At 36.3% G+C, this 12,409-nt stretch carries 8 protein-coding genes; 1 reads left to right on the top strand and 7 read right to left on the bottom strand.

What is annotated here, in order from left to right; genetic code table 11:
* Positions 1-168 precede the first annotated feature (168 nt).
* Positions 169-1,500 carry a xylose isomerase gene (gene xylA, locus ACFOW1_RS00110; protein ID WP_379011336.1) on the bottom strand — a complete coding sequence of 444 codons (1,332 nt, stop codon included), beginning with the start codon at positions 1,498-1,500 and terminating at the stop codon, positions 169-171.
* Between the two features lie 190 nt (positions 1,501-1,690).
* On the opposite strand from xylA, the gene ACFOW1_RS00105 reads away from it, so the two are divergent.
* The gene (locus tag ACFOW1_RS00105; RefSeq protein ID WP_379011335.1) at positions 1,691-2,716 is read left to right on the top strand and encodes a LacI family DNA-binding transcriptional regulator; all 1,026 of its coding nucleotides are present in this window, start codon (positions 1,691-1,693) and stop codon (positions 2,714-2,716) included.
* 45 nt (positions 2,717-2,761) lie between these two features.
* On the opposite strand, the gene ACFOW1_RS00100 is transcribed toward ACFOW1_RS00105, so the two are convergent.
* From ACFOW1_RS00100 to ACFOW1_RS00075, 6 genes are all read right to left on the bottom strand, one after another.
* Complete coding sequence (locus tag ACFOW1_RS00100; RefSeq protein ID WP_379011333.1) at positions 2,762-3,166, bottom strand: ExbD/TolR family protein; 405 nt, start codon at positions 3,164-3,166, stop codon at positions 2,762-2,764.
* A gap of 164 nt (positions 3,167-3,330) precedes the next feature.
* Positions 3,331-4,029 (bottom strand): MotA/TolQ/ExbB proton channel family protein, encoded by a 699-nt coding sequence (locus ACFOW1_RS00095; RefSeq protein WP_379011332.1) that lies wholly within the window; start codon positions 4,027-4,029, stop codon positions 3,331-3,333.
* 100 nt (positions 4,030-4,129) lie between these two features.
* Positions 4,130-6,520, bottom strand: a complete 2,391-nt coding sequence (locus ACFOW1_RS00090; RefSeq protein ID WP_379011331.1) for a hypothetical protein — start codon at positions 6,518-6,520, stop codon at positions 4,130-4,132.
* 104 nt (positions 6,521-6,624) lie between these two features.
* The gene (locus ACFOW1_RS00085; protein WP_379011330.1) at positions 6,625-7,446 is read right to left on the bottom strand and encodes a DUF4397 domain-containing protein; all 822 of its coding nucleotides are present in this window, start codon (positions 7,444-7,446) and stop codon (positions 6,625-6,627) included.
* A 23-nt stretch (positions 7,447-7,469) separates the two neighbouring features.
* On the bottom strand, positions 7,470-9,170 hold the full coding sequence (locus ACFOW1_RS00080; RefSeq protein WP_379011327.1) for a SusD/RagB family nutrient-binding outer membrane lipoprotein: 1,701 nt from the start codon (positions 9,168-9,170) through the stop codon (positions 7,470-7,472).
* Positions 9,171-9,194: 24 nt separating this feature from the next.
* Entirely contained in the window at positions 9,195-12,404 is a 3,210-nt protein-coding gene (locus ACFOW1_RS00075) for a SusC/RagA family TonB-linked outer membrane protein (RefSeq protein WP_379011326.1), read from the bottom strand.
* Positions 12,405-12,409 lie beyond the last annotated feature (5 nt).

Genomic DNA, 12,409 nt, shown 5'->3' with positions numbered 1-12,409 from the left:
CACTAGATAAAACTGAATTTTCTGTATTACGCAATCATTTAGAACAATTTATTTTAATACTTAGCGTAATAAAATACTTATCATACTAATCAAAGTCACAAATCTAGCAATGCGACTGATATATAAATATACTTGCTTTTTGCATCTATAAACCAAGGATGACCCACCTTAAATAAAGCGATTAATGATATTTTCTAGATACTCTTGCTTGCCGCTAATAGTAGCAGGCTCGCCGTGGTCTATTGCATACTGACGTAAATCGGCCAAAGACAATTTGCCAGCTTCAAAATCTGCACCTGCGCCGGTATCGAAACTTGCATAACGCTCTGTGCGGATTTTTTTGTAGTCAGATTTTTGTAAAATAGTATCAGCCACAATAAGTGCTCTTGCAAATGTGTCCATACCGCCAATGTGTGCGTAGAACAAATCGGCTGGGTCTGTACTATTACGTCTAATTTTTGCATCGAAGTTAATACCGCCGCCTTGCAAGCCACCGCCTTCAAGCACTATCAACATGGTTTCTACAAGTTCATTAATATTATTAGGAAACTGATCGGTATCCCAACCATTTTGGTAGTCACCACGGTTAGCATCCATACTACCAAGCATACCATTATCTACCGCTACTTGCACCTCATGCTGAAATGTGTGGCCAGCTAATGTGGCGTGGTTTACTTCAAGGTTTAATTTAAAATCTTGTAGTAAATCGTATTTGTGTAAAAAGCCAATCACTGTTTCGCTATCGTAATCGTATTGGTGCTTGCTTGGTTCGCAAGGTTTAGGCTCAATAAAAAACACCCCTTTAAAGCCATTAGCTCGTGCATAATCTTTAGCCGTATGTAAGAACTTAGCAAAATGTTCTTGTTCACGCTTCATGTTGGTGTTTAACAAACTCATATACCCTTCTCTACCGCCCCAGAAAGTATAGCCATCACCACCTAATTTAATGGTAGCGTCAATAGCAGACTTTACTTGTGCCGCACCATGCGCCAATACATGAAAATCTGGATTGGTACTAGCACCATTCATATAACGTCTATTAGAAAATAAATTGGCAGTACCCCATAATAATTTTACACCGCTAGCAGCTTGCTTTTCTTTGGCGTAAGCCACCAAAGCTTGTAAGCGTCTTTCATTTTCCACCACATCGTTACCATAATCTACCACATCTACATCATGAAAGCAGTAAAACGGCAAGTTCATTTTGGTGATAAATTCAAAAGCTGCGTCCATTTTATCTTTTGCTCTTTCTACAGGGTCAGACTTTGCATTCCAGGGAAAAATATGTGTGGCTTCGCCAAAAGGGTCGGCACCATTGCCACAGAAGCTATGCCAATAGGCACAAGCAAAACGGAGGTACTCCTTCATTGGTTTACCTGCTACTATTCTATTTTCATCGTACCAGCGAAACGCCAATGGATTATCGCTTTCAAGACCTTCGAATGCTACTTGGCCAATGCCTTTAAAAAATTCTGTGCTACCAGTAATTACACTTGACATACTGAGATAAGTTTTATAATTGTTAAAAAAAGTGCTTGTTTGTACATCTACTAAAATGGCAGCAACAATAGCAAGCAGAATGATGTTATAATAATTGGCTGCTAAATTATGGGAATGTTTTGAATTTGCAACCGATTGCAACTATCATTTTATTTTCTATTTAATGGCATTGTCTTAGGTTTGACCAAGCATGACAACAAACAAGGATATCACCATTTACGACCTCGCAGAAGAATTGAATCTATCGCCAGCAACGGTGAGTCGTGCCTTAAAAAACAATCCCGTTATTAATGCCGATACCCGAAAAAAAGTATTGGATTTAGCCACCAAAAGAGGGTATCGTTCCAATGCTTTTGCCAGCAATTTGCGCACGCAAAAAACCAATACTATTGGCGTTATTGTACATGAACTAAACAGCTATTTTATAACGGCAGTATTGGCAGGTATAGAAGAAGTAGCCACAGAAGCAGGTTACGATATTTTAATTGCCCACTCAAACGAAACTGTAGCCAAAGAGCGTACCAATGCACATAACTTATTTAACAAACGTGTGGATGGCGTTATTGCTTCCTTGGCTTACGATACAGATGATTTAGCGCACTTTGCCCCCTTTATAAAAAAACATATCCCCTTATTATTTTTCGATAGAACCGATAATAGTATTGCCGCAACACAAGTGGTTATTGATAATGTTGAGGCAGGCTACCAAGCCACCAAGCACTTGATAGAACAGGGGTGTAAGCACATTGTACATGCTACTGCCAATCTGAAACGTAATGTTTATTCAGATAGGCTTGCTGGCTATAAAAAAGCATTGCTAGAACATACACTACCCTACAACGAAGCTTTGGTTTTGGTAAATGATTTTAAAGAAGATACAGGCAAATTGATTGTAGAACAAATACTAGCCATGAAACAACTGCCCGATGGCTTGTTTGTAACGAACGACTTTTGCGCGGCAGTATGTATAGCTGAGTTGAAAAAAGCTAGTATAAAAGTGCCAAAAGATATTGCTGTGGTAGGCTTTAATAACGATGTGGTAAGCCGCATGGTAGAACCCAATATTACCACCATTAATTATCCTGGTAAATTGATGGGTAGAACCATCGCTGAAAGATTGGTACTACAATTAAAAACCAAAAAGAATATTAATAAGCAAGATCAAATTATTGTACCTTCGGAATTAATTGTAAGAGCTTCATCGAAGCGGACATAGTAGCTAATTAATATTGGCAGATGCTTCGTGCCTCAGCATGACAAATTATTGCGCACCACTATTATCAACAGCCATTACTGGTGTAGCACCTAGTTTTTTAATGATTTGCATCACCTTAATGGTTGTACCTAAATGTGATGTGCTATCACCATTAATAACGACTGATGGTTTATCGGTCTCTTTGGCTAATATTTCTTTTAATTGCAATTCTAATTCGCTGAAAGGAATCAGCTTTTGACCGATGTACAATTGTTGGTCTTTATCTACTGTAATAACTACTGTTTGCTTGGCTTTGGTATCGGCTTTGGCTTTTGGGTTTGATACCTTTATCACATTGGGATTGGCCAATGTAGATACAATTAAGAAGAACAATAAAAGAATGAATAAAATATCGTTTAAAGCACCTGTATGTACTTCGGGATGCGCTTTTAATCTTTTACGGATGTTCATACTATCAATTGATGATTAGTAATTTGAAATGGATGATTAAAGTTATAAACGTACAAGTGTGCGACGCAACAGACGATGAAAAGAGTTACTACTGCTGGTTACATAAAAAATCAATCGCTTCGATATCTTTTTACCTATTTGCCTTACACCTCTTTGCCTTCTACTTATCTTGTTGGTTCTTGTAAAATGTCAATAAAATCGGCACTTGCAGCTTCCATTTTATTGGCGGTTTTATCTATTTGCGTGTTTAAAAAACTGTAAGCCACATAAGACATCAAACCAATAATTAAACCTGTGGCTGAGGTAACCATTTTAGTATAAATACCACCAGCAATAGTGCCAAGCGTGTACTCACCAGTAGATGCGATACCATAAAATAATTGCACCATACCGAAGATGGTTCCCAAAAAACCAAACATGGGCGCAATACCAGCAATCAGCGACAAAATAGAGAGGTTTTTCTCCATTTTATACATTTCAAGTTTGCCCACATTTTCCATACTCTTTTCAATCGCATCAATAGGCTTACCAATACGCTGAATACCTTTATCAATCATTTTGGCAACAGGATTATTGGTATTTTTTGCCAAATTTCGAGCCGCAGAAATATTACCTGTGATGATATTATCGCGAATAATATTCATGAAACTAGCATCAATTTTTGAGGCTTTGTTGATGGCAATTAACCGCTCGAAAAACACAAAAATGGTAGCTACCAGCAGTACATATAGCGGATACATAATAAATCCACCTTTTTGTAACAAATCCCATAGCGAAATTTTTTCTTGCACTTGTGCTGCTGCATTAACTACTTTTTGGGTCGAATCGGCGATGGAATTTCCTATTTGCAACAAATAATACATGCGTATTGAATTTAGATATTGGCTAAAGTAATGCCTTTACTAAACTTAGCACATCACTGTGTATAAAATTGTAGGTGTTTTAACGTTTGAGGGAAAGATGTTATTTATCAATGACCTTCTCAATATGCGCCAATTGACCTAGTGCATTCATACCCTCAATCACTATTCTAAACTTTTTCACCACATCGCTATTATAAAAATCAACTTTAAATGTTTTATTATTTTTATCGGTGAGCACAAAGGGGTTCCAATACAAAGTAGTTCGAGCATCTATCGGGCCGTTAAGTTGGGGCACAAAATAATCAGGCTGATAAAACTCTTTGTATGCGGTATAACCCAATAATTGAACACTTTTAAGTATACTTGTTCCATTATATTTAATCTCATCTGGCTTGCGTGTATAAATAACAATGGCACCTGAAGCACCTGAACCTGAAGCACCCATAAATGGTGGACGAAATACTTTAATATAAGCAATGTCTGTCATTTGAATATGCTGAACGTCGTAGGCATCTGCGGGCATTTCATTCAAGAAAATTTCAGGCGAACCTTCACGCCAAGTAAGTGCTGTGGTATCGCCAGGTTCTAAACTATGCGACATAGTAAGTCCAGGCACTTGGTTTTGTAAGTAATGAAAAACATCTAACGAACCTTTGGCGGTTTCATCGTTTAATACATCAAATGCAAAACCATTATTGCCTTTAAATAAACCAGAAGCATATTTATCGTCTAATATTTCTTTTGCAGTTTTAACTTTTGAATTCACAATTACTTCTTTTAGCAAGCCATTTTTGGCTTCTTTTTTTAGCCTTTCTATGTGTTGATTAATAGAATCGTTGCTTGCAAAAACTGCACTATCAATATCGCCTGTTTTAGATACTTCAATGTTTTTAAACAGAGGTGTTTGGGAAATAGGATTTTGAAAACTTACCGCTCCTATCTCATTCAATTTCTTATCAGCATTAAACTGATAAAAGAGCTTTGTAGTATCGTAAAATATCAATTGTTTCAGTTCGAACGTTCCATTTTGTTTTACTTGTGTTGTAAAGTATTGCTTACTACTATCTTTAGATTGCAGTATAAAGCCAAGTATTTCATTGGGTTTAATGCTAACTTGCCCACCAGAAAATACTTTCCCTTTTATTTGTAAATAATCGGTTTCTTTTTCATTAATAATATTGGGGGTTTTAAGGCTTACAATATTGTTCCAGTTATAGCGTCGCCACCCGTGTGTAAGCATTACCAAATCAAGATTATGTTTGGTAACATCTTCATTACCTAAAAAATAAAAAGAAGGATTATGAACATAGCCTTTGATATCATCCGTTAACAATAGTTCGCTAATGATATTGCTAGACGAATCATTAGCCAAACTTGCATCTGTAATTGCTACTGACATATTTGATAATAAGCTATCAGATACTGTAATTTCAAAACTATTTTTCGCCCTTTTAGCTACATCTTTTTTTACAGTAGTAATGATTGGAAAAAATTGATGCAGAAAATTATTTACAAATACAATACGTTCTGCTATAGGCAACCAATTATTATCAAACAGCGTAAGCTGAACGATACCCGTAGGCAAACTATCTATTGGTATTGAAGCAACTACTGTTTTTTTTGTGCTAAGGTTTAAAGCAGCATTATAAATTTCTTGTTGGTGCTGTGTTGCAATTATGTGTAACGACTTTAAATTATCGGCGATTGATATAGATCGAGATATTGCATATATAATTTTATTTTTTACAATTTGTGCAGATAAAATAGCACCATTTGATTTTGCAAGCGGCAATTTTGTGCTGTAATTATTGCCTAATTCATCTACCCAATTGCAGGTATAATTATCTTGCAACCCTGGTTGAAAAAGTAGAAAACCCATGCCATCGTGCAGTGGCACAATCGAATCTACTAATTCATTTTTACTATTAATAATTGCACCTCTAAATTGTATAGGTTTGCCATAAGCATTAGTAGCTAAATAAGCAAGTTTAGATTGTACACCAGTTACTAAATCACCACCTTCTGGAAAAAAGTGTAATGTGGAAGTAATATCTGTTGGGGTAGTTTTAGGGCTATTTTTTTTATTATAAATTCTAATTGTTTTCGAGTAGATAAAAGCTGTATCAAAGTTTAACATCCATTTGGTATAGGCTTTTAAATGCAGTGCCTGACCTTTATAATTTTGCGGCACTTCAAACTGACTTCTAGCTGTAGCATCAAATATTGGCTGAGAGGTATGTTTTAAAAGTAAACCATTATCATCATACCAATCAATAAAAAGGGTTTTACTGTATTTAGAAGGGTTTTTACCAGCAAGCAAATACGCTTTTATCCAAATAGTTTCGCTGTTGTTATACACAGACTTATCTAAATGTAAATGTAATTTCTCATGCTGAAATTGATTCTTGTAAATAGCGAGCATCGAATCAATTTGCTGGGCACGACCAAGCAGGCAAACACTCAATAATAGAAGAATATATATCTGCTTCATAAATACAAATGAAAACAAGTTTACACAAATAGAACTAGGAATGACAACTAAAAAAGAGACTCAAAAGTCTCTTTTTTAGTTATTTAAAAACTACCAAATGTTGGTTATTGATTCTTATCAAGAGTAAATGACACATAAGGTAATCTTGAACCTGTAGCGCCAGAATAGCCCATTGCAAAAACAGTAAATACTTGACGACTTTGCAAAGCATTAACACTAGCATAAGTAGCTAAAGCTGTAGATGTAGGCAATGCACCCGCAGGTCTTATAACCCAAGTAGGCGTTGCAAATGTGGCATAATTAGGTGCATTGATACCAGTTTTTACACCAAACGTGTCAGAGGCTTGCAGGTATCCAATATTAGACTTGATTAGCATACCATTCAAATACAAATCTAAGGCTGGCACATTTGGCATCAGATTTACAAAACGAAATCTTGCATAACCTGTGTCTAAGTCAGAAATATCGTTTTTAACCAATAATGATTTTGTAAGATTACTTGAGCTATTCACCAGCGTATCAGCAATATGCAATGTGTAAGCCATGGTATCTGTCATTGTTAAAACTGTGGAAAATAAAACAATAGAATCAACATCGGTACCTACTTTAGGTCGTACTACTGAGACAGAATTTGTTCCGAGAGGAACAGATAAGTACAAAGCATAGTTACTACCATTTGTATTGTATCCGCCGCCAGGAAAAGGCGTTCTTGCCGTAATCAAGTTACTTACAGCAAGATTATTAACTTTTAGTAATACTGTAGGATTGCCAGCATAAGCCGACGCAAAGTTAATTTTTAGCAGACTTTTCCCCGATACACCATAAGACAAATAAGGCTGATTGGTGATGCTGTTATTTTTAGAACAGCTCACAACAAAAAGAATTACAGTAGCAATAGAAAAATATTTCAATATATTTTTTTTCATTTCTTACTATTTTGAAGTTAAAACTAAGGTTGTGTAAACCATTGTTCTTTTGTATGATAATCTGATGCCAAAGCGCCTATAGCCTGTAATGCAGGTATGTTATACAAATACTCTGAATTGTAACGTGGTCTACATCTATAAGCAAGCTTACCATTATTGTATTGGGTTAAAGTAGTTGGTAAGGTAAAACCTGCATATACTTGTTTACCTGTAACGGGATCTAAATCTACATAGTGATATCTACGCATATCTGTCCATGTTTCGTGAAAACCATAACCATATAATGCAATATATTTTTGCAACATTATTTGCGACAATGTTAAATCTGTAGCAGCCAAAGGCACTACAGCAGGATTTGCTAAATAGGCTGCTTGCGACGCAGGTGTGATTTTTAGCGAATCTGGAATTCTACTACCATACTTTGTAGTAAGTAATTCAAAACTTAAATTAATGCCATTTTTATAGGCTTGTAAAGCTGTTGATTTATCACCTTTTCTAAAAGCGGCTTCGGCTTTCATAAACTGTAAATCGCACGCAGTAATTACGGGAAATTCGGCTAGGTTATTAAAAATATATCTTCCAGAATCAGGCACACCAGTCGATGTAGAAGAAAACGGTTGTCGCCAGAAATTTTTCGGCTGGTTGGCTGTTACAGACAAGCCTGGGCTAGTTGTTCCTAAATTAGGTACAACTCCTTTGTAAGATACAGTTGATTTTGTAATTGGCAAGACTGCATTTTCATTAATTAAATAAGGTGTTCTTGGATCGAATATACCTGTAAATGGAGAAGCTGTAGAAGCGCCTGTTAATAGATCCGCTATAAAAGCAGACTGACGTAAAGTGGCAATATTGCCTCTATAAGCACCGTAATAGTTATTTAAACCACTAAAGTTACCGCCTACCCATTTTTGTGTAGCGTTATCAGCATTTGAAGTAATTGATAAATCTACATATTTCAAAACAGAGTCTGCATAGCCTTGTGTTGCATAAAAAGATTTATTACTAAGGTGCGCAAATGATCTTGCTTTAATGGCGTAAACAAATTTCTTCCATTTATTCACGTCGCCGCCATAAAAATAAGTATCACCAAGAGCCAAATTAGTAGGGCTAACATTCCCATCCGTTCTATTTAAATAAGCGATTGCATTATCGCATATTTTTCTGACAGAATCATAAACAGCTGATTGTGGATCGTAATCAAATTGACTTTGACTCGTATTAAAAGCTTCTTTTAAGATTACTTCGCCATATTGTTCAGTAAGGGTTAACCAACTAAAAGCAAAAACGGCATGTGCAACACCAACATAATCCCATTTTTGCTGATCGGTACCTCGAGAGATAATATATTTAGCGTTAGCACCTATCCCATAATAGTGCATTGCCCAAACATTGCCTGTATTGTCGGAAGCCGTTCCAAAAACACCACCCATTTGGTCGTAATTGTCGCCTGTAGTATATAAATTCCAAAACTGAATGTATCTACCTAATAATACCGCATCTGTGGCAGGCCCATATGAGCCACCACCACCGCCAGCAGGTGGTGCCGCAGTAGATGTCATTTGGTTAATAACATTTGGTAAAATAGATTCAATAGGGACTTCTACAGGGTTATTTGGGTTAAGATAATTGTCATCTAACTTTTTAGAGCAAGACAATAAGCTAACAACACCCACAATGGCCAATAAACCTATTATAGATGATGTTTTATATAATTTTTTTTTCATAATGTTTAATTTGATTGTTTTAAATTAAAAGCCAATTCTGAAGCCTGCATTAAAGCTTAAAGGAGCGGCAATATTACCATAATCAAAACCAACTGCACCTACGCCTCTCAACGATGCATTACCGCCATTTGATGAAGGATCTGCGCCAGAATAGTTTGTGAACAAAATCAAATCGTTACAAGTTAAAAAGAAGCTCATGCTTTTAAAGGCGCGTACATATTTATTTAATACTTCTCTTGGCATCGAATAGCTCAAAGAAATATCTCTCAATCTAAACGCTTTAATATTATGCTCTATATAATCTTCCTCAGGCATGTTAGATGTACTGTAGTACAAATAGTTATAATACGGAGTTACCATAATTGCGTTTGCTGTTGGAGAGCCCGTATTTTCTAAACCATTTTGCAACACACCCTTTATCGCTCTAGGTGTAAGTCTGTCTGCGGTTTTTTGAGATTTACCTAAACTGGTTAAATACATATTAGTCGCATTAAATACATCGCCACCTACGCGTAAATCCCATAAGAAACTAAGATTCCAGTTTTTATATCGAAATTTATTAATTGTACCAAGCGTAAACCAAACAGTTCTGTCACCATGTACCCTAAAAGTACCATCATTTACAGGCAGACCTGTAGTAGCATTTATCAAAATAGAACCATCATTAAATGGTAAGCCATTAGGACCCGTTGGTGTTAAATCTTGTCTTCTGTAACCAAAACTTGTGATGGTACCAGTTGTATAGCCCCTTCTTAAACCGCCTCTAGCATTGTTATAAAGCCAGGTTGAAGCATCGTAATAATCACCACCTGCCACATCGATAGATGCTGGAATTGCTAATACTTTATTCCACATATGGTTGAAATTGAACTGAATATTCCAGTCAAAATCTTTCTTACGCATTACTTGATAGCTCAAACTCAATTCGATACCTTGGTTGCGCACGCTAGAGTTATTGGCTGTATTTAATACAAAACCTGTACCGTAGCTAGCTCTAAAGCCCTGCGCAATTTGATCTGTTGCAAGTGTATTATAGTAAGCAACATCCACTGAAACCTTATTGTCAAATAATTTTAACTCAGAGCCAATCTCGTAGGTCTTTTGTCTTTCTGGTTTTAAATTGGGGTTGGCATTGGTAAACGCATATTGTACGGGCACTGGCAGCACAGAACTTGTAACTGTTGGTACAAAGTTCGATTGATTACTATAAGGATCTGGAAGCCTTGCCGTAGATGCTAATGATGCACGTAATTTCCAATAGTTTAAAATATTCTTTTTCAATGAAGGGAATATATCGCTCATAATAATACTTAGACTACCTCCTGGGTAGCTATAGTTTCTATTGGCTTTTGGTAGTACAGAAGATGATTCAAATGCCAAAGAACCAGTCAAGAAGATAACATTATTATAACTAATTTGTCCTTCGCCAAAACCTGCAATTTGCATTGAATTATACAAATTCCACTCAGTTGGCCCAACCAGTGCAGCTCTGCTTAATCTGCTACGGGTTGCAATACCCGTACTACTACTATCATAACTTCTAGTACTATCTTGCGTACCAGAAATACCATATAATTGTCTTTCTGAACTACTCCATCTAGTACCCACTGTTAAGCGGGCATTGAATTTACCAATACTTTTTTTAGCAGAAGCTGTGATGGTATGATTATAGTTTGCTTGCTTGGTCCAGTAATTATCTAGTTGTCCTTTATTAGACAAGGACGATTGCGAAGCAGATTCTGGATCTCTAAATTGAAAGCCTGTGGTAGTGTAATAGTTATAGCCAAACCTACCTGCTATGCTTAACCATTTAGTAGGATTAATATTAATAGCCAAGTTAGCACCGTAGTTATCAGTCTTATCTTTTGAGACATTTCTATTTACATCAAAAAATGGATTATCTATTTCAGAACTTCCACTTAATGGCGCACCACTTACATCGTTATTAGCTAGCAATAAAAAACGCTTGTGTCCATTTTTTAATAAATACACCTCAGCATCATCAGTACTTGGCCACAAAAACAAATTCAATAAATAACCACCAGCACCTTTTAATGCTTTGTCATTATCGCTTCTTGTATAAGTTAAGGATGGCGTAATATCTATATATTTACCAATTTTAGTGGTATTGGTCAATCTAAAAGTACTCTTTGTTAATCGTGTATTGGGCACCACACCAGATTGGTCGTAATAAGAACCACTAAACCTATTGCTTGATTTTGGTGAACCAAATTCAACACTTACATTTTGGGTTTGACCAAATGATGTTTTGAAAAAATTGCCTACATTATCATATAATTTAGAGGTTGGATCCATCTTAGGACCAAAAGCAGAAAAAGTGCTACTGGCTACACCATTTAAACCTTGTTGAAACCCATTAAACATGGCAGGCATATTCTGTAATGACTGTAAGCGAAAACTATTATCATAACTTACTTTCAACTTATTATCAGCCGTAATTTTAGCTTTTTTAGTGGTAATGACTATTGCACCGTTACTTGCAGCACTCCCATACAATACAGTAGCTTCTGGCCCTTTTAATACCGTATACGTTTCAATGTCATTGGGATTCAAATCAGCAATACGATTGGTAAAGTCATTAGATGTATTGCTTTGCCCAGCCGCACCTGCAATATTTGCAGTAGCATCTATGGTAGAGTTATCCAAGATCACACCGTCTACTACAAATAAAGGTTGATTATTTAACGACATTGAGTTAAACCCTCTTAACACGATGGCTGATGACGCACCAGGTACACCAGATGTAGATGTGATTGTAGCACCAGCTACTCTACCTTGTAAGCCATTTAAAAAGTTTTCTCTTTGTGTTTCTTTAACATCGTCGCCACCTACTTTCTGTGCAGAATATCCAAGCTCTTTCGGATTTCTTTTTATATCCATAGCAACAGTTACTTCTTCCAATTCTGTTGATTGACTTTTTAAACTAACAGTGATTGGCTTGTCTGCTTGTACCACTACCTTTTGTGCTTCATATCCTACAGAACTTATTAGCAATGTTTGCCCAGTTGTTGCTTTAACAGTAAAATTACCTTTGTCATCGGTTTGCGTTACGGCACTAGCGCCTACTACTTTAATAGTAACACCACCCAAAGGCGTTTTTTTGTCGGCATCTTTTACTGAACCAGTCACTGTCTGGCTTTGCCCCAATGCTGTAAGGCAAACAAAGAACAGCAACAGCGCCATTCCCTTCAATGGTAAGTGAAATTTTCTCATACTAG

This window comes from Parasediminibacterium paludis, assembly GCF_042651445.1.
GTDB lineage: Bacteria > Bacteroidota > Bacteroidia > Chitinophagales > Chitinophagaceae > Parasediminibacterium > Parasediminibacterium paludis.
The sequence above is the reverse complement of the archived record's forward strand: the minus strand, read 5'-3'. Positions and strand labels throughout refer to the sequence as shown.

What these genes read in the sequence shown, in the direction of transcription:
- xylA (WP_379011336.1), bottom strand. Translation starts at nt 1,500, where the DNA reads ATGTCAAGTGTAATTACTGGTAGCACAGAATTTTTTAAAGGCATTGGC.
- ACFOW1_RS00105 (WP_379011335.1), top strand. Translation starts at nt 1,691, where the DNA reads ATGACAACAAACAAGGATATCACCATTTACGACCTCGCAGAAGAATTG.
- ACFOW1_RS00100 (WP_379011333.1), bottom strand. Translation starts at nt 3,166, where the DNA reads ATGAACATCCGTAAAAGATTAAAAGCGCATCCCGAAGTACATACAGGT.
- ACFOW1_RS00095 (WP_379011332.1), bottom strand. Translation starts at nt 4,029, where the DNA reads ATGTATTATTTGTTGCAAATAGGAAATTCCATCGCCGATTCGACCCAA.
- ACFOW1_RS00090 (WP_379011331.1), bottom strand. Translation starts at nt 6,520, where the DNA reads ATGAAGCAGATATATATTCTTCTATTATTGAGTGTTTGCCTGCTTGGT.
- ACFOW1_RS00085 (WP_379011330.1), bottom strand. Translation starts at nt 7,446, where the DNA reads ATGAAAAAAAATATATTGAAATATTTTTCTATTGCTACTGTAATTCTT.
- ACFOW1_RS00080 (WP_379011327.1), bottom strand. Translation starts at nt 9,170, where the DNA reads ATGAAAAAAAAATTATATAAAACATCATCTATAATAGGTTTATTGGCC.
- ACFOW1_RS00075 (WP_379011326.1), bottom strand. Translation starts at nt 12,404, where the DNA reads ATGAGAAAATTTCACTTACCATTGAAGGGAATGGCGCTGTTGCTGTTC.